At 40.3% G+C, this 19,232-nt stretch carries 16 protein-coding genes and 1 tRNA gene; 3 read left to right on the forward strand and 14 right to left on the reverse strand.

All coding sequences use genetic code 11. The features are described from left to right. Positions 1-10 precede the first annotated feature (10 nt). From NQ782_RS00430 to NQ782_RS00475, 10 genes are all read right to left on the reverse strand, one after another. Positions 11-628: a septal ring lytic transglycosylase RlpA family protein gene (locus NQ782_RS00430; protein ID WP_001177236.1), complete on the reverse strand. Its 618-nt coding sequence runs from the start codon at positions 626-628 to the stop codon at positions 11-13. Positions 629-918: 290 nt separating this feature from the next. Then, complete coding sequence (mltB, locus tag NQ782_RS00435; protein WP_029424516.1) at positions 919-1,920, reverse strand: lytic murein transglycosylase B; 1,002 nt, start codon at positions 1,918-1,920, stop codon at positions 919-921. Positions 1,921-1,939: 19 nt separating this feature from the next. Next, positions 1,940-3,082 (reverse strand): rod shape-determining protein RodA, encoded by a 1,143-nt coding sequence (gene rodA, locus NQ782_RS00440; protein ID WP_000075224.1) that lies wholly within the window; start codon positions 3,080-3,082, stop codon positions 1,940-1,942. 128 nt (positions 3,083-3,210) lie between these two features. After that, positions 3,211-3,861, reverse strand: coding sequence for a hypothetical protein (locus NQ782_RS00445; protein ID WP_267581167.1), 651 nt, complete (start codon positions 3,859-3,861; stop codon positions 3,211-3,213). A gap of 23 nt (positions 3,862-3,884) precedes the next feature. Then, entirely contained in the window at positions 3,885-4,697 is an 813-nt protein-coding gene (queF, locus tag NQ782_RS00450; protein WP_000110166.1) for an NADPH-dependent 7-cyano-7-deazaguanine reductase QueF, read from the reverse strand. After that, positions 4,694-5,467, reverse strand: a complete 774-nt coding sequence (locus NQ782_RS00455; RefSeq protein ID WP_001010536.1) for an ABC transporter permease — start codon at positions 5,465-5,467, stop codon at positions 4,694-4,696. The genes queF and NQ782_RS00455 overlap by 4 nt, the downstream gene beginning before the upstream one ends. Continuing rightward, the gene (locus NQ782_RS00460; RefSeq protein ID WP_000128666.1) at positions 5,464-6,399 is read right to left on the reverse strand and encodes an ABC transporter ATP-binding protein; all 936 of its coding nucleotides are present in this window, start codon (positions 6,397-6,399) and stop codon (positions 5,464-5,466) included. Before NQ782_RS00460 ends, NQ782_RS00455 begins: the two co-directional genes overlap by 4 nt. A gap of 117 nt (positions 6,400-6,516) precedes the next feature. Next, a tRNA-Arg gene (locus tag NQ782_RS00465) sits at positions 6,517-6,593 on the reverse strand. Between the two features lie 99 nt (positions 6,594-6,692). Continuing rightward, positions 6,693-7,328 (reverse strand): hypothetical protein, encoded by a 636-nt coding sequence (locus tag NQ782_RS00470; protein ID WP_162520258.1) that lies wholly within the window; start codon positions 7,326-7,328, stop codon positions 6,693-6,695. 144 nt (positions 7,329-7,472) lie between these two features. Continuing rightward, positions 7,473-8,159, reverse strand: coding sequence for a putative quorum-sensing-regulated virulence factor (locus NQ782_RS00475; protein ID WP_001147934.1), 687 nt, complete (start codon positions 8,157-8,159; stop codon positions 7,473-7,475). 250 nt (positions 8,160-8,409) lie between these two features. On the opposite strand from NQ782_RS00475, the gene NQ782_RS00480 reads away from it, so the two are divergent. Then, positions 8,410-9,639, forward strand: coding sequence for an alpha/beta fold hydrolase (locus tag NQ782_RS00480; RefSeq protein WP_057094586.1), 1,230 nt, complete (start codon positions 8,410-8,412; stop codon positions 9,637-9,639). 59 nt (positions 9,640-9,698) lie between these two features. On the opposite strand, the gene NQ782_RS00485 is transcribed toward NQ782_RS00480, so the two are convergent. Continuing rightward, positions 9,699-10,526, reverse strand: coding sequence for a DUF695 domain-containing protein (locus tag NQ782_RS00485; RefSeq protein WP_000523679.1), 828 nt, complete (start codon positions 10,524-10,526; stop codon positions 9,699-9,701). 159 nt (positions 10,527-10,685) lie between these two features. On the opposite strand from NQ782_RS00485, the gene glyA reads away from it, so the two are divergent. Further along, the gene (gene glyA / locus NQ782_RS00490; RefSeq protein ID WP_000457894.1) at positions 10,686-11,939 is read left to right on the forward strand and encodes a serine hydroxymethyltransferase; all 1,254 of its coding nucleotides are present in this window, start codon (positions 10,686-10,688) and stop codon (positions 11,937-11,939) included. A gap of 40 nt (positions 11,940-11,979) precedes the next feature. Here the strand turns inward: glyA and adeH are convergent, their stop codons facing one another. Genes adeH through adeF form a run of 3 tightly spaced genes read right to left on the reverse strand, consistent with a single transcriptional unit; the run spans position 11,980 to position 17,847 of the window. Beyond that, positions 11,980-13,428 carry a multidrug efflux RND transporter outer membrane subunit AdeH gene (gene adeH / locus NQ782_RS00495; RefSeq protein WP_031993181.1) on the reverse strand — a complete coding sequence of 483 codons (1,449 nt, stop codon included), beginning with the start codon at positions 13,426-13,428 and terminating at the stop codon, positions 11,980-11,982. A 12-nt stretch (positions 13,429-13,440) separates the two neighbouring features. After that, on the reverse strand, positions 13,441-16,620 hold the full coding sequence (gene adeG / locus NQ782_RS00500; RefSeq protein ID WP_001027060.1) for a multidrug efflux RND transporter permease subunit AdeG: 3,180 nt from the start codon (positions 16,618-16,620) through the stop codon (positions 13,441-13,443). A 6-nt stretch (positions 16,621-16,626) separates the two neighbouring features. Next, complete coding sequence (gene adeF / locus NQ782_RS00505) at positions 16,627-17,847, reverse strand: multidrug efflux RND transporter periplasmic adaptor subunit AdeF (RefSeq protein ID WP_057094588.1); 1,221 nt, start codon at positions 17,845-17,847, stop codon at positions 16,627-16,629. 197 nt (positions 17,848-18,044) lie between these two features. Here adeF and adeL point away from each other — a divergent pair, with 197 nt between their 5' ends. After that, a complete protein-coding gene (gene adeL, locus NQ782_RS00510; RefSeq protein ID WP_002000718.1) occupies positions 18,045-19,076 on the forward strand; it encodes a multidrug efflux transcriptional repressor AdeL in 1,032 nt (343 codons plus the stop codon). The last annotated feature ends 156 nt before the right edge of the window (positions 19,077-19,232 follow it).

Genomic DNA, 19,232 nt, shown 5'->3' on the forward strand with positions numbered 1-19,232 from the left:
GAGTAATCGCTTATGAAGTAGGACCGTCTACACGCTCAATACTTACTTTAGCAGTACCAGCATTGGTAATACCAAGGCGTTTAGCTGCACCGTATGATAAATCAAGCACACGATTACCATGGAAAGGACCACGATCGTTTACTTTTACCACTACGCTTTTGCCATTGTCTTTGTTGGTGACACGGATATAACAGTTAAGCGGTAAGCTACGGTGAGCAGCAGTAAGTGCATTCATATCGAATGTTTCACCACTTGCAGTTTTACGGCCATGGAATTGACGACCATACCACGATGCCATACCAGTTTGGCTAAACTTACGAACAGTATTTGAAGCTACTGTGTTAAGTTTTTCAATCACTGAAGGCTCATCTTCAGGGATTTCAATTTTAGCTGCGATAGCTTGACGACGGATTTGATCGCCAGAACGTTCAGTGATTGAAAGACTGTTAATGTTAGAGAAACGAGAATTAAAGTTTTGAGTATCTTTACTCAACACACGAGCAGCTAAATTTGCATTTGGACCATCTACATCGCTATTTAATGATGATGATTGCATCATTTCAGCGTGCAGTGGGGCCATGCTTAAACTAGCCGTCAGTGCAAGAATGTATTTCAGCGATAACTGCATTTATATAAACTCCTGAGAACATGCACTTTTTCATTTAGCCAAAGAGCTAAAAATTGAAGTGAACATGCCTAATTATTCACTTTTGCAATTGCTTGATTGGGGTGGATAATATTCATCGCTTACGGAGAGTGTCTAGTCTTTAACGAGAAATAGTTACAAAAAGGGCAAAAACTTACAGTTTTAGGTTAAAAAATAACCAAATATGTAACAAGGTATTTAAAATGTTTGTATTGTGATCGATTTAACAAAAATATTTATTGACTTTTACATAAACTCATCAAAAAGCTAGCCTATCGGCTAGCTACTTCTGTACCTAACAACCATACGGCAGTCGCATACATTCGGCTTTTGTTATAAGTCGTAATTACTTGAAAGTTCGGATAGGTTAAATAGTAAATTGGACCGTTATAGTCTTGTAATTGAATAACATTTACCATATCTAAGTCATCAATTTTGACTAACGGATTTAAAGGGGAAATCCCTTGATTTTTTAGTACACCATACGGAGTGGGCTGGGTCAAATCTTTAGCAATGATACTTTCCGGATTTGAACCTGTGTAACGAGCCATAAAACCAATAGGTTGATCGCGTTGCCAGCCTTGCTTTGCTAAGTAATTTGCGATTGAACCAATCGCATCTTCTGCAGAGTTTCGTAGGTCGATATGACCATTACCATCAAAGTCGACCCCGTACTTACTAATGTTGCTTGGCATAAACTGCGGGAAGCCAATGGCACCAGCATAAGAACCTACAATACTATTGGTTGGATAACCTTCTTTGTAAGTCCATGCAATGAGAGCAGCTAACTCATCGCCAAAATATTCAGCACGGCGTGGGTAGCCAAAAGCTAACGTTGCAAGTGCATCACGAGTAATAAACGAGCCTTTATTGGCTCCATAACCTGTTTCAACACCTAAAATGCCTAGAATAACCGCTTGAGAGACACCAAATTGTTGTTCAGCACGATTGAGAGCATCGGCATATTGGTTTTTAAAGCGGACACCACGTTGAATAGTACCTTCGACTAAAAACATAGAGCGATAGTCGTACCAAGGCTTACTTTCACCAGGGCGAGTCATAATATTTATAATGTTTGGTAAATTTTTTGCACCATTCATAGCGGCGTCAACCTGTTCACCGCTTAAGCCATAAGTGCTCATGGCTTTTTGTTTAAAATTTAAATAGTTAGGATGAGTTACAAAATCATTGGCCTGAGCAAAATGACTTGTGCTAATAAGGCCAGTACACAAGGCAAGCACTTTTAAAGTTTTATTAACAAATTGAGACAACATATCTTTTTTAAATTCCAGATTATCGATGTGTATGAATAGACATGACTAAACCAAAAGTGGCCATTAAAGTAATAATAGCGGTACCGCCATAACTCATAAAAGGTAAGGGAACACCCACTACAGGTAAAATACCACTGACCATTCCTGCGTTTACAAATACATAAACAAAAAAAGACAAACCAAACGCGCCAGCCACTAATCGGCCATAATTGTGAAAGCTTTGTAAACCGATTTGAAATGTTCTAAAAATAATGGCCGAATAAAGAATTACTAATATAAGTACACCAATTAAACCGAATTCTTCTGAGTAAGCAGCAATAATAAAGTCAGTATGGCCTTCTGGTAAGAAGTGCAAATGTGATTGAGTACCTTCGAGGAAACCTTTCCCTGAGAACCCACCAGAACCGATTGCTGTTTTGGACTGAATAATGTTCCAGCCTGTTCCTAAAGCATCCGCTTCTGGGTCAAGCAACGTTAATACCCGTTGACGTTGATAGTCGTGTAAAAGGAATTCCCATGCAATTGGAATCACAATAGCTGCACAAGCTGCTGCTGCACCGATCATGCGCCAAGATAGCCCACTTAAGAACAGTACAAAAATCCCACTTGCTAATACTAATAGTGATGTTCCTAGGTCAGGCTGTTCTGCAATAAGTAAAAATGGAACACCAATTAACATTAAAGACAAAATAACCTGCGAGAAGCTAGGAGGAAGAGGTTTACGAGCTAAAAACCATGCAACCATCATTGGCATGCCAATTTTCATAAATTCGCTGGGTTGAACACTCCCGAACCCTGGAATATCGATCCAGCGTTGAGCACCCATGCGAACTTCACCAAAAACCATAACGCCAATTAAGGAAAACAGGCCAAATAAATAAAAATAAGGTGAAAAAGCTTGATAAACCTTGGGTGGAATTTGCGCTAGGCTAATCATGACCAGAAAGCCGATACCAAAGCTCATGGCCTGTTTACTGACGAGTCCCACATCTTGTGCAGATGCACTATAAAGTACCGTTAAACCTAACAATGCATTTAGGAATAAAAATAGGCATAACCAAGGGTCAATATGAAGCTGCTGCCAGCGTGAAGGTTGCATGGCAGTACTAAGGCCATCTCGAGGAGCTTGGCGTAAAAATTTATATTGTGGACTAGGAGACATGCGGCTTTAACTAAAGGTCAATCAGTGCTTGGCGCATGCTAACATAAACTTGATTTATGACAATGTATATCAATATTTTGCAATAAAAAAACCTGGCTCTCACCAGGTTTCCGATAGACTATTTTTTATTAGTTAAAGAATAGTCCATCATGATATTCAGCCATCGCTTTTAGTTCAGTGCGATTTAAACTTGGAATGAGTTTGTCGATCGCAATATGAACTGCTTTAGTTACAGCAGCAGCGCCAATATCGGCTGCTTTACGCTTAATCATGCCTAAATCTAATGTTTTATTAAAGTCAGACATAAAATGTCTCACCATAGCATCACCGAACTGTTTATATAGTTCTGCTAATGCTGCTTTATTAATATCATTACCCGCTTGAAGCTCGCCAAAATTATGCTTCAAGTTGGTAACTAGGCCAGCATCTAAAGCTACGCCAACTTTATATTGGCCTTGCGGATCTTTAAATAAGCTTTTCTCTGAAAACTCAACTGACTGTTTAACCACATCGTTTGGCGCTTTGCTGAGTAATTGCTTTAAAAGCACGGCAACTGTTGATTTGACATAACCAGCTAGTTTTTCGGCGGTATCTCTTTTTTCACTCGCTGGGAAATGTTGTACTAACTGGGTAAGTACATTTTCAATAATTTCTTCATTGAGTTGTAAAGCGATTTTGTCTCGAAGTGGATATAACGGTTCACTAGAATTTTTATTCGCAATTCCAGTCTGTATATCATTCAATAAGCCTTCAGAAGGGGTAAAACCAAAAAACGGCATGGTGTATCCTCAAATTATTCGTTTTATTGTCGTGCCAATCGAATCGGTTTTGGCATCCATGTAAGATCCGATACTCGGCAAGGATTGATATCAAGTCCACCGCGGCGAGTATAAGTTGCATAAACCATCAGCTTTTCAGGTTGCAAATTTTGCCAAATATCGGCAAAGATTTGTTCGACACATTGTTCGTGGAAACCGTTATGCTGACGGTACGAAATAATATAGGCTAAAAGACTACGATAACAAGGTTTTTTGCCCTTAAAACGAATAAAAACTGTCCCCCAATCCGGCTGACCCGTGACTGGGCAGTTACTTCTCAAAAGATGAGAATACAGTTCAACTTCGATTTCTTCACCTGACTCATCAAGTTTTAAGAGAGTAGCATCAGGATGTTGTTCTAAACGCTCTGGCATAAGATCATCAATACAGATCCCTTGAGGTTTAGAAATCTCTAAATCATCTACTTGAAATAGGGTTAATTCAACTTTTGCACCTGCCGCAGCAGATAGATCTTTTTCAACTGTTTCAATGAATGACTGTGTAGAGTCAAACTGAGTGAAGTTAAGACTATTGAAATAAAGTTTTAATGATTTTGATTCAATTAAATTCGGTGAAGAAGCTGGCAGTGTAATTCTGCCAATAGCAACCTGTGGAATACCGTGAGCATTCAACCAAGAAATTTCGAAAACGTGCCACCAATCTTTACCTTGGGTTATACCTTCGATATGAGCATATTTTTCACGAGATTGAGCACGTGCAATTGGAAATAACACATCGGGTTGATAGCTAGTTGGATATTGGGTTTCTTTGCCCAATAAAGACTGTTCGACACTCATTCACGCATTCCTGAACCACGAGCAAGTAAATAATAAGCAATTCCGTAAAGTACAGCACAGCATAATGTCACAATGATTAAAGAGAACGAAACGTTCACGTCACTATGACCTAAAATGCCGAAACGGAAAGCATTTACCATATAAACAATAGGATTAATTAAAGAAAGTTTTTGCCAAAAAGGACCAAGTGCACTAATGGCATAAAACACACCACCTAAATAGGTAAGTGGAGTAAGTACAAATGTTGGAATAATAGAAATATCATCAAATGATTTTGCGTAGACTGCATTAATAAAACCGCCTAAAGAAAATAAAACGGATGTAATTAATACTGTATATATAGTTACGAACCAGTTATGGATAAAAAGATCAGTAAAAAACATACTCATCGCGGTAACGATTGCACCAACCAAGACACCTCGACAAATACCACCAATAACATAGCCCCACAAAATAATATGCAGAGGCACAGGGCTCATAATCAGCTCTTCAATGCTTTTTTGAAATTTCACACTAAAGAAACTCGATGATACATTGGCATAACTGTTGGTAATGACAGCCATCATGATGAGGCCAGGTACAATAAATTGCATGTAACTTACGCCACCCATTTCACCAATACGTGAGCCAACCAAATTACCGAAAATGACAAAGTACAAACTCATGGTAATTGCCGGCGGTAATAAGGTTTGTGGCCAAATGCGTAGAAATCGGCGTACTTCTTTACGAACTAGAGTCCAGAGGGCAATTTGCAGTTGGTTAAAGTTCATTTTGCCGCTCCTTCAAGATTTTTCTCGACCATTTTGACAAATAGCTCTTCAAGACGATTCGATTTATTTCGCATGCTGCGAACACGAATACCTTGTGACTCTAAAAGTTGGAATAAATCATTTAATGTATGTGCTTTATCCATTGTTACTTCTAAAGTACTACTATCAATTAAGTTGAACTTCACACCAATAATATTGAGCTGGAGTGGGGCAATAGGTGCAGCCAAATCAAAAATAAAAGACTCTTCACTCAGCTGGTTTAAGAAACTTTTCATGCTGGTATCTTCTTTAATGACACCACGGTCAATGATGGCAATTTGACGACACAACATTTCTGCTTCTTCGAGATAATGTGTCGTTAAAATAATAGAAGTACCGTTTTCGTTCATTTCAGTCAGAAAATCCCACATAGAACGGCGTAACTCAATATCTACACCTGCAGTAGGCTCATCTAAAATAAGAAGTTTAGGCTCATGCATCATGGCACGGGCAATCATAAGACGGCGTTTCATACCACCTGACAGCATACGTGCTTGTATATTACGTTTTTCCCATAAGCCCAGTTTTTCTAAATAATGTTCTGCGCGCTTTTCTGCAATCTTTCTATGGATACCGTAATAACCAGCTTGCGTTACTAAAATATCAAATGCTTTTTCAAACTGCCCAAAGTTAAATTCCTGAGGGACAACGCCAAGCTGCTGTTTTGCCAAGGATGGATGAGTATCGAGATTATGTCCAAAAATCTCAACTGTTCCAGAGGTCTTTTTCGTGAGGGAGCTGATAATACCAATGGTTGTTGATTTGCCGGCGCCATTTGGACCTAACAACGCATAAAATTCACCTTCAGGCACAGTGAGGTTAATACCTTTTAACGCCTGAAAACCATTACGATATGTTTTGGACAAATCTCTTAAAACCAAAGCATCAGTCATGAAATTCTCACATTATGAAAGAGGGGTATATTTTGAGCGATAATGATTAATAAACCAAGTAAAATAGTCGGAATTTTATAAAATTGAGATAAATTTATGAAGTTATTATATATAAAATGGTGCGCTCGGCGGGGATCGAACCCACGACCCCAGGCTTCGGAAACCTGTACTCTATCCAACTGAGCTACGAGCGCATGTGTGGGGCACATCATAGGAAAAAAACACTTGCAGGTAAAGCACGAAATACGTACCAAGTGAATTTAATGCTTAATTAAACAGCAGCTTGTTATGTTTTAGTTCTTTTGCTGAATGAGCTGAATTGAATAATTAATAGAGTGAAGCGTATGTGCCAGCTCATGAGGGGGAATCCTTGACTCTTGCAAACTGGTAATCCATTGCATTTGGCAAATTTTTAGTTCTTGAAGATTTTTAATTTGTTCTATTTTTTGAATAAGTGGTTTGGCCATAAGCCCACAGTATTGGCTTAAGCTTTGTTTCATTAATAGTTGTATTTCTTCAAAAGTAAGTTGTTGAACAGGAATTGGTGGCTGAGTATTTTCAATATTTGAAGAATGGCATGATGGTTCTAGAGAAACTTTAATTTCTCCAGTCAAATCGGCACTTTCATTTTCATCTATGGTGCTTTTTTGTTGCGCTTTTACTTCTAAACTCGTGGTAGGTGATACTGAGAGAGCTATTTGTTCAGTAAATTCTGAATCGTTTTCACTAATAGGGGCAATAAGCTTTAAGTCAATAAGTTGTTGAATGAGTTCTGGTGGAGCAATGCGTTTTTTAAACTCGGTATTGAGAGTTTGAAAATCTTCATGATCAATTAATAGAAGTAAACGTCTTTGTTTGGCATTTAAAGCAATATTACGTTGTTGAAGCGCGACTCTTCCCAAATTGGTTCGATAAAAACCAGCCATCATTTTTCCCCAATATAAAAATGAAGCAGCCTGTTTGATTTTTTCTATCAAACAGTACTGTTCTTAATAAAATATAAATGGGGCTAACGATAAAACTCAAAAATGACAATATGATGAAGAATTTATGAATATCATCTATTTAGGCCGTTAAAATGCACTTTCTAATGCTTTACGTAGGTAAACGTCCAGCTCGTCTTGGCGCAATAGCCATTGAATATAGTCTTTAGGGAGTTCAGCAATAGCTGTACCTTTATGCTTGCCAAAGTTAATTGTTGTGGGAATACGTGCTTCTTCAGAAACACGGTACAACTCTTCAATGTCATGAATATTTAAATGATAGACAATATGCATCAAGATATTGGCAGTTAAAATAATATCCGCATCGGCACGGTGCGCGCCTTTGAGTAATTCACGAGCTTTACTGCTGCCTTGAGAAATCATATAGATCAGTGCTGAGATATTATGCGCTTCTGCATCAGGCCAGGTTTTACGTGCTAAAGCTAGCGTACAAATTGGTTTGATATGAGAAACATCTACACCGCAACGCGCAATCGCGGCAATATCATAATCAATATTGTGGCCAATAATATAAGTTGTAGTGTCTGGCAATTTAAAAGTTTTATAGTGGGGCTGATTTTCTAAATCTGATTCTAATATATGGTGTACTGCCATAGCCGCGTAAGAGATAGGGGTCCCAACTTGATAAAGTTGATCAAACAATTTGCTTTTATCTAAGGTGAGCTTGCCTGCATTAATTTCAATTGGGGCATATGCAATTTCAATAGGCAAACCATTTAGTGTATGTGTTTCTGTATCTAAAATAATGGCTTGCATATCCGGCCCTTTAAACAATTACGAGTAATCAAGAATGTTAACAGTTGGCCTCGCACTTTAAAACCTGAAGTGAGGTTAGAAAGTGGTGAGAACGACAATTTATATTAAAAATAGAATTTTTCAGGGATTGATTTTGTCGAATAGAACTTGCGGAAAATTAAGATTAGGCGTAATTGTTTTTAAGACATTAGAGAATGTTGATTAAAAAACTAAAGCACAACAAAAATGGAATTTAAGGGAAGATATACCAATGAAAATGAAACTATTAATGACGAGCGTTCTTAGTACGAGTTTATTTTTAGTCGCTTGTGGAGGTGGAAGTAGTGATGATGGCCCAGCTACTACTAATCCATCTGGAACTCCAACCAATAATATTCAAAATCCAGTTGTTAAAGTTGAAGCCTATACAAGTACTAACTTAGGGTCAGTTGCCGCAGAAAGTAGTATTTTAACTTATAAAATGTTAGGTCAAAGTGGACAAGAAGTGCAGGCAACAAGTCTAGTGTTTACACCAAACACTCCACCACCAGTCGGCGGTTGGCCCATTGTAGTCTGGGCGCATGGCACTACGGGTGTGGCAGATGTATGTGCACCAAGTAAAGCAGCTTTAGCAGACAGTACAAAAGATTTAATTAGTAAATTACTAGCAGCAGGTTATGTTGTTGTGGCACCTGATTATGAAGGTTTGGGTACCCCAGGTATACATCCTTTTTTAAATGTTAAAAGTGAGGCTTTTTCAATTACCGATGCAGTGGTTGCAACACGCAATTATTTATCGCAACGTAATTTATTAACTTCGAAAAAATGGGTCACTGTGGGTCATTCTCAAGGTGGGCATGCTGCATTAGGAGCTGCACAGTATGCGAGCCGTGCACAACTAGACTATAAAGGTACTGTAGCTGTAGCACCTGCTTCTAATTTGGGAAGTATTTTAGTAGATGGAGAGGCACAAGTTGCGAATGCACCTATAGACATTAAAATTGGAACCTATGCACAGCTTGATACATATACAGCTTTAGTTACAGCTGGTATTCGCAACACACAGCCGAGCTTTGATTATGGACAAGTATTTACTTCACAAATTTCAAGTATTGCTGCCCAAGCAGAAAACCTTTGTTCTGGACCATTGTATGGAGCCTTTTATGAAGGTATGAGTAATTATGCTAAAGACCATAATGGGACACTAGATGGCTTTACACGTACACAACCTAACTTTATGGCTGTACCGTTAGTTAAAACATTTTTAGATAAAGATTCGCAGCCGTTACAAGTAAAAGTTACTACTCCAATCATCATTTATCAAGGGATAGCTGATCCTACAGTACCTAAATTGGCAACTGATCTATTGATATCTAATGCCACTGCTGTAGGCACTAAAATTAATAATTATGTGACGGGTAACTGGGATCATGGGACGGCGATGAGTAGTAATGTAGATAATATCGTTGCCGATGTGAAAACTTTAATGCCTCCGCAATAATGAATAAATATAGCGAAGCCCAAGTTTGGCTCCTAAATGAGTAAACTTGGGCTTCTTTGCTAATTTCTAATAACTTGAGTTTCCCAACCATCATATTCTGCATTAACTTGTTGAGCGAATTTCCAAAGTTGTAGCGTGCAAGTATCTATTGCATGGTGGTTTACATGATCAATTCTAGAAATTTGCAATTGATAAGGCGAATCCGTTCTGTCTTTTATTTCATTTTGTTGAACAATTTCAAATCCTAAAGGCTTAATCAATTCGAGGAAGATTGCTTGATCAGATTTATTTTTAAAATAAATCCAATGATCTACAGGACGGGCAATTTCAAGAGAATCTCCATGTTTTTCTAAATTTTCGATAACAGCATTATTTGAAATAATCTGCATGATTTCTGGACTTGGATACATATAATCAAAATAAGTTGACCAATTAGGGTCTGATTTTTGACCGAAACGATAATTATAGTTTGGATAAGATTGCATGACTTGGTGAATGATGTGGTTAACATCTAGTCCATCCTCACAATAAAAGTAAAAATCTCTCAAGTGATTATGTGTTAGACGTCCGGCATAAAGGATAGGATGTGTTGCAAGTGATAGAGTGATTTGATCTTCGATTTCGATGAGTTGATCAAATTCTTCATTAGACGATAACCCATCTTCTCTAGAATGATTCATTTGTATTTCAAGCCAAAGCAAAATCGGTTTAGATGTTAGTGGAGCAATTTGGGTTAAAGCTAGATTTAGAAAGTAACTTGCTGGTTGTTCATCTATTTGACAGATGTATATATTCCAATCTTCGGGAATTTCTAAAGCTTGATCAGTTGCTTGCTGGTCTGTTCTAATATACTTTTTTTTGAACCAAAATTTATCAAGTAATCCCATATAGATATCCTTTTTATTTGTTTTATAGCATAACTAATAAGCTGAAGAAAATTCATAGATAATTAACTAAATATCAATCTGTGCAAGGACAAACTTCGTGTTACAATACGCACCAATCTTAGCACGGCTTAAAAGCCCTAATTTATAGGACCCCCGCTAATGTTTGCCAATATTTCCATTTCTGAATTTGATCCAGAATTAGCTCAAGCAATTGCTTCTGAAGATGAGCGTCAAGAAGCACATATCGAGTTAATTGCATCTGAAAACTATTGCTCTCCTGCGGTAATGGAAGCGCAAGGATCAAAACTTACGAACAAATATGCAGAAGGTTATCCAGGCAAACGCTATTATGGCGGTTGCGAATTTGTAGATGTTATTGAGCAAATGGCGATTGACCGTGCTAAAGAACTTTTTGGTGCAGATTACGCAAACGTTCAACCACACGCTGGCTCACAAGCTAACTCTGCTGTTTATCTAGCGCTTCTTAACCCAGGCGATACAGTTTTAGGTATGAGCTTGGCTCACGGTGGTCACTTGACTCACGGTGCAAAAGTTAGCTTCTCTGGTAAAACGTATAACGCTGTTCAGTATGGTCTAAATGCTGAAACTGGTGAGATTGATTACGAAGAAGTTGAACGTTTAGCATTGGAACACAAGCCACGTATGATCGTTGCTGGTTTCTCTGCTTATAGCCGTGTTGTGGATTGGCAACGTTTCCGTGACATCGCGGACAAAGTTGGTGCTTACCTTTTTGTTGATATGGCTCACGTTGCTGGTCTTGTTGCTGCTGGTGTATATCCAAACCCAGTTCAAATTGCTGACGTAACAACAACGACGACTCACAAAACACTTCGTGGTCCACGTTCTGGTTTAATCCTTGCGAAAGCGAATGAAGAAATCGAGAAAAAACTTCAATCAGCTGTATTCCCTGGTAACCAAGGTGGTCCATTAATGCATGCGATTGCTGCTAAAGCAATCTGCTTCAAAGAAGCAATGTCTGACGACTTTAAAGCTTACCAACAACAAGTTGTGAAAAATGCTCAAGCAATGGCTGAAGTATTTATCGCACGTGGTTATGATGTTGTTTCTGGTGGTACAGACAACCACTTATTCTTGTTATCTTTAATCAAACAAGACGTAACTGGTAAAGATGCAGACGCTTGGTTAGGTGCTGCTCACATTACTGTGAACAAAAACTCAGTTCCAAATGACCCACGTTCTCCATTTGTGACTTCTGGTATCCGTATCGGTACTCCGGCAGTAACAACTCGTGGTTTTGGTGAAACTGAAGTTCGTGAACTTGCTGGTTGGATCGCTGACGTGATTGATAGCAAAGGTGACGAAAAAGTTATTGCTGATGTAAAAGCAAAAGTTGAAGCTGTTTGTGCAAAATTCCCTGTATATGCAAAATAATTTGTGTATATAAAAAAAGCGCCGTAAGGCGCTTTTTTTATTAACTATTCCAACCGCCCCCTAAAGCACGGATTAAATTGATGCTTGCAATGATTTGGCTACCTTTCAGCTGAGCTGCTAATTGTTCTTGTTGCAAAATAGTGCGGTCAGAATCAATGACATCAAGATAGCTAATAGCACCTTCTCGATAACGTAAATGAGAAAGTTGATTGGCATGACGAGAAGAGGAGAGTGCTTGGTTTTGAGCCTGAATTTGTTGATCGAGAATTCTTTGATCAGATAAACCATTTTCAACTTCACGAAATGCATTCAGTACAGTTTGTCTATAGTTGGCGACGCTTTCCTCATAAGCCGCTCTTGCTTGAGCAACGCCTGCTTTACGTTGTCCACCATCAAATAAAGGTAACGACAAAATAGTACCAGCGACAGGTCCTAGTAAAAAAGTCCGACTCGACCATTTACCCAACTCGCTTAAACTTGAAGATTCATAACCTAAAGCTCCTGTAAGACTGAGTTTTGGGAAAAATGCTGCACGAGCAATTCCAATACGCGCATTATCGGCTGCCATTGCACGCTCTGCAGCCGCAATATCGGGTCGTCTTTCAAGTAAAGTTGACGGCAAACCGGCAGGGAGACGGATACTATTTGCAGTTAAAGGTTGAACTGCCAAGTTAAAGTCTGCTGGTGGTTTTCCTAATAAGACTGCAAGCGCATGTTCTGCACTGGCTCTGTTACGAGCAATATTTAGGGCAGTGGTTTGTGCGGTAGCAAGTTCGGTTTGTGCACGAGAAACATCTAATTCACTGACCAGTCCGTTTTTAAAACGAAGCTGCATTAAATCTCGTGTTTCACCTAATAATTTGATTGTACGGTTATAAATTGCTTGTTCGGTATCAAGTTGACGTATCAGAAAATAACCTTGAGCTACATCCGCTTGTAGAGCTAAAAGTGCCGACTGATATAGTGCCTCTTGTTGCTGTAGATCCGCTGTTGCTGCGTTGACACTACTTGCTACACGACCAAATAAATCGAGCTCATATGAAACATTGGCTTGAGCTCGCCATAAGGTTTGAGCCGAAGTATGTGCATTGTCATCTAAACCGAGTGAAGCTGGAGACGGCTTTTGGCGGGTTGGCCCAAATCCGGCATCAATACTTGGTAAGCGTTCAGCTTGAGCTGCCGAACGTAGTGCACGTGAAGCCTGAATATTTGCTGCCACCGCTTTTAGGTTCTGGTTGCCTGCGATAGCTTGCTGTTCAAGTTCATTCAGTTGAGCATCATTGTAAATGCGCCACCATTCACCACGAGTTTGCTGATCGGCAGGTTGGGCAATCTTCCAGTTATTATCTTCCAGTTTGGGGTCAGATTCTTTGAATTTGACTGGCACTATAACTTTTGCAGGTTGATATTCCGGAGCTAATGAGCAGCCTGCAAGGAGCAGGCTTCCCATGAGTGAGGACAACAACCAGTTTTGTTTTGATGTAATCACCAAATGTCCTCCTTAATGATCGTGTGGGCTAGCTAACGGCGCTTCATGAACTGCCGCAGAATGCAGTTTATGTTTGCTGTTGAGGGTACGAATCAGAACGTAAAAGGCAGGGGTGAGGAATAAACCAAAGAATGTTACACCGATCATGCCGAAGAATACGGCAACACCCATCGCATGTCGCATTTCAGAACCTGCACCAGTTGAAGTAACCAGTGGCACTACACCCATAATAAATGCAATAGAGGTCATTAAAATTGGGCGTAAACGTAGACGACTTGCTTCAACGGCTGCTTTAAAGGCAGTCGCACCTTGCATTTCAAGTTCCCGCGCAAATTCGACAATCAAAATGGCATTTTTACAGGCTAGCCCGACCAGTACCATTAGACCGATTTGAGTAAAGATGTTGTTATCTCCAGCAGTCAGCCAGACACCTGTCAGAGCCGCTAAGATTCCCATTGGTACAATTAAGATAACTGCTAATGGTAGGGTTAAGCTTTCATACTGAGCAGCTAAAACCAAGAACACGAGTAATACGCTAATAGGGAATACCCAAAGTCCAGCGTTACCAGCCAAGATTTTTTGGTAAGTTAAATCTGTCCATTCAAACTTGATACCACGCGGTAGAGTTTGTGCAGCAATACGTTCAACCGCAGCTTCTGCTTGGCTAGATGAATAACCTGGGGCAGGGCCGCCGTTAATATCTGCTGATGTGTAACCGTTATAACGAACGACCATTTCAGGACCATAGGTTTGAGTTACATTCACCAATGAAGATAATGGCACCATTTGTCCGGCACTATTACGGGTTTTAAGCTGCAAAATATCTTCAGGGTTAGCACGGAAAGGCGCATCGGCTTGTGCACGGACCTGATAAACACGTCCAAAACGGTTAAAGTCGTTAACGTACTGAGAACCTAAATAAATCTGCATAGTGTTGAAAACATCTGTCACAGCAACGCCTTGCTGTTTAGCTTTTACACGGTCCAGATCTACATTGAGTTGAGGTACGTTAATTTGATAACTTGAGAACATTGGACCAAGTTCAGGGGCTGATTGTGCTGCCTTCATAAAGTTTTGAGCAGCATCGTTCAAGGCTGAATAGCCTAAGGCACCTCGGTCTTCAAGTTGGAGTTTAAAGCCGCCCATCGTGCCTAAGCCCATCACTGGTGGTGGTGGGAAAACCGCGATATAAGCATCTTGAATAGCTGAATATTTCTGGTTGAGCGCACCTGCAATTGCATTTGCAGATAAGTCTTTTGCCTTACGTTCATCAAATGGCTTTAAAGTCACAAAGACAATACCGGCACTTGAGCTATTGGTGAAACCGTTAATTGATAGGCCAGGAAAGGCAACTGCACTTTCTACACCAGGTTGTTTAAGTGCAGTGTCACTCATTTTACGAATGACCGCTTCGGTACGATCTAATGATGCGCCGTTTGGTAGCTGCGCAAAGCTAATTAAATATTGTTTGTCCTGCGCAGGAACGAAACCACCTGGAACAATATAGGAAATACCAACGGTTAAACCTAAGAGTGCTGCATAGACACCCATTGCCGAAGCTTTATGGGAAATGACACGGCTGACGCCTTGACTATAACGGTCTGAAGCACGTGAAAACACACGGTTAAACAGTGCAAAGAAACGACCGAATACACGATTCATAATACGTGTTAAGGCATCCGGTTTAGCATCATGTCCTTTCAGTAACAGCGCTGCCAAAGCAGGAGATAGGGTAAGCGAGTTAAATGCCGAAATAACCGTTGAAATGGCAATGGTCATGGCAAATTGTTTATAGAATTGCCCTGTTAAGCCTGTCATAAAGGCAAGAGGTACGAATACTGCAACGAGTGTTAAAGCAATGGCTATAATCGGTCCACTGACTTCTCGCATGGCACGGTAAGTCGCCTCCCTTGGGTTTAAGCCTGCTTCAATATTCCTCTCGACATTTTCGACGACCACAATCGCGTCATCGACGACAATACCGATGGCAAGTACCATCCCGAACAGTGATAGCGCATTGATTGAGTAACCAAAAGCGAGCATGAGCGCGAATGTACCAATAATTGAAACTGGTACGGCAAGCAATGGAATGATTGAGGCACGCCATGTTTGTAAAAATAAAATAACAACCACAACAACCAGTGCAATTGCTTCAAGTAGGGTATGAACGACCGCTTTAATACTGGCACGTACGAATTGAGTCGGGTCATAAACAATGTCGTATTTAATTGAAGATGGGAAATCTTTTGAAAGCTCCTTCATCGTGCTACGCACTTGATCGGAAACTTGTAAAGCATTCGCACCCGGAGCTTGGAAAATTGGAATTGCGACAGCTTGTTTATTATCGAGTAATGAACGTAAGCCATATTGTGAAGCTGCGAGTTCAACACGTGCAACATCACCCAATCGGGTGACTGCACCGTCGGGAGCAGTTTTTAAAATGATATCGGCAAATTCTTGCTCAGTGGTTAAACGACCTTGAGCATTGACCGAAAGCTGTAAAGGTGAATTACTTGGTGAGGCGCCAATTGTACCCGCTGCAACCTGAATGTTTTGTTCACGGATTGCATTCACAATTTCAGTGGCTGTAAGGTTACGCTGTGCTACTTTTTGTGGATCGAGCCACACACGCATCGCGTAGTCACCAGAACCAAATAATCCGACTTCACCAACCCCTTGTAAACGTGCCAAACGGTCTTTTACGTTGAGCACCGCATAGTTACGTAAGTAGGTCATGTCATAGCGATTATCTGGGGAGGTCAGATGTACCACCATAGTTAAAGTAGGTGAGCTTTTTAGTGTGGTTACACCTAAGCGCTGTACATCTTCAGGTAAACGGGGCATGGCCTGAGACACACGGTTTTGAACCAATTGTTGGGCTTTATCTGGGTCTATACCGAGCTTAAAGTTCACCGTAATGGTTAAATTGCCGTCGCTGTTTGCTTGAGATTGCATATACAGCATGTCTTCGACGCCGTTGATTGACTCTTCGAGCGGAGAAGCAACCGTTTCAGCAATCACTTTTGGGTTTGCACCTGGATATTGGGCGCGTACCACCACAGATGGTGGAACAACCTCGGGATATTCAGAAATCGGTAATTGGAATACCGAAAGCAGACCGGCGAGTAAAATCAAGACTGATAGCACACCAGCAAAGATCGGCCGATCAATAAAAAATTTAGAAATATTCATATGTGATTAACCTTTTGCCGGAGTTGATGTTTTATCTGTTGGCTGAGGTTGAGGAGGAGTAGCGCTAGCAGTGATTTGTGAATTTGGCATCGGAACGAGATGCGGTGTAACAGGGTCACCCGGACGAATCCGTTGTAAACCATTCACTACAATACGATCACCCGCTTGTAATCCGCTATTTACGATTTGCAAGCCATCTTGTTGGGCACCGAGTTTTACTTCTCGGTAAGCAGTTTGATTTTTCGCATCAACTACTACGACAAAACGTTTATCTTGGTCGACACCAACCGCGGTTGGACTAATCAGAATCGCTGGGCGAGGTTGGCCTCCACCTAAACGAATTCGTGCATATAGGCCCGGTAATAAAACGCCGTTTGGATTGTCAAAAGTTGCGCGAACACGAATCGTACCTGAAGTTGTATTCAGATTGTTATCGATTGAGTTGATCGTACCTTCGCGAGTAAAGCCTGTTTCATTGGCAAGTCCCATATAGACAGGTACTTGAGAAGAATTGCGCTGATTACTGATATATTTCAGGTAAGTTTGTTCATCAACATCGAAAGATGCGTATAGGCGTGATACAGATACTAAACTTGTTAAGACTTGTGCTCCGTTACCTGCAGAGACGACATTACCCACGGTCACTTCAGCTCGTGAAATCCGGCCGCTGACTGGTGCAGTAATACGGGTGTATTCCAGATTTAAACGTGCAGATTGGACAGCAGCTCTAGCGGCTTGCAGGTTAGCATTGGCTGAACGTGCATCATTTTCGGCTAAATCCAGTTCTTGGCGAGAAACAGCATTACTCTGAATGAGACGTTGAATACGCGAAAGATTGCTTGCGGTATATGTTACCTGTGCTTCAGCTGAAGCAAGCTGGGCTTTTGCACGGTTCAGTTCTGCTTCAAAAGGACGAGGGTCGATTGTGAAAAGTAAATCACCTTTTTTAACGAAGCTTCCATCTTTGAAATGTACGGCAATGAGTTTTCCTGAAACTTGAGGTCGAATATCAACTTGATCAATTGCTTCTAAACGACCGGAATATTCTTGCCAATCGGTAATGGTTTTGCTTACTACTGGGGCTACATCAACAGTAGCAGCTTGTTGGGCAGCGGTTGGTGCAGCTTTTGCATCGGCATTTTCATGTAACAACATAAAACTGCCACCGGTTGCTAAAATAGCGACAAAGATGGCAGACAGTGCAAACTGTTTGCGGGAAAATGACATGAGGTGCTCCTAGTTATTTGGATACCTGTTTTCAGACTTTTAGTTATGGTCCGTATGGGAGAAACAGGGTTTATGGAATGGACGGAGCATAAAAGTTTGTCAATCACGAATAAATATATTAAATTTGATAACACTATTCGTATTTTTATAACAATTGATGTGTTTGCACTAGAAAATGCATTAATAGGAGTGTGCGTGTGGATCTATTTCATGCCATGAGAGTATTCAACAAAGTTGTTGAAACAAATAGTTTCAGTTTAGCAGCTGATAGTTTGGGTTTACCGCGTGCTTCTGTGACTACAACCATTCAGGCTTTAGAGAAGCATTTACAAGTTCGATTGCTTAATCGGACAACACGAAAAATTAGTCTCACACCGGATGGCGCCGTATATTATGATCGGACAGCCCGTATTTTAGCCGATGTTGCCGATATTGAATCTTCTTTTCATGATGCAGAGCGGGGGCCAAGAGGTCAGCTTCGTATTGATGTGCCTGTGTCCATTGGCCGTCTAATTTTAATTCCAAGGCTCCGCGATTTTCATGCACGCTATCCTGATATTGATTTAGTAATTGGTCTGAACGACCGACCTGTAGACTTGGTTGGAGAAGCAGTTGATTGTGCAATTCGGGTGGGTGAATTAAAAGATTCAAGCTTAATTGCGCGTCGTATCGGAACTTTCCAGTGTGCAACTGCTGCTTCACCGATTTATTTAGAAAAATATGGCGAACCTACCTCAATTGAAGATTTGCAAAAAAATCATAAAGCGATTCACTTCTTTTCAAGCCGTACCGGACGCAACTTCGATTGGGACTTTGTGGTTGATGATTTAATTAAAAGTGTGTCAGTACGTGGACGTGTTTCGGTAAATGACGGTGATGCTTATATCGACTTGGCTTTGCAAGGTTTTGGTATAATTCAAGGCCCACGTTATATGCTCACCAACCATTTAGAATCAGGTTTATTAAAAGAAGTATTGCCTCAGTGGACGCCAGCGCCGATGCCGATTTCAGCAGTTTATCTTCAAAATCGTCATTTATCGCTTAAAGTAAAAGTGTTTGTTGATTGGGTCGCTGAACTTTTTGCAGGCTGTCCATTACTTGGCGGTACAGCTTTACCTTTCGACCAGAAATGTGAATTTGCCTGTGATAAAGAAACTGGTCATGAATATACAATTCGTACTTTGGTCGAGCAGCATAATATTGCTGAAGCTTATACGCTCAAAACTTAATCTTAAAATTTGATTGATTTTTCAACATTTAATCCGTCAATACAGATCATTGCTTAGACATCTTCATAAATCCTTAACTTATGGTATAGAAATTGCTGTTATTTCAGCAGATGAGTAAGTTCGAAATACTCAAGTTTTTATCACCTTATTTGTGTT

It is taken from the genome of Acinetobacter sp. BD54 (assembly GCF_044778325.1).
GTDB classification, from domain to species: domain Bacteria; phylum Pseudomonadota; class Gammaproteobacteria; order Pseudomonadales; family Moraxellaceae; genus Acinetobacter; species Acinetobacter baumannii.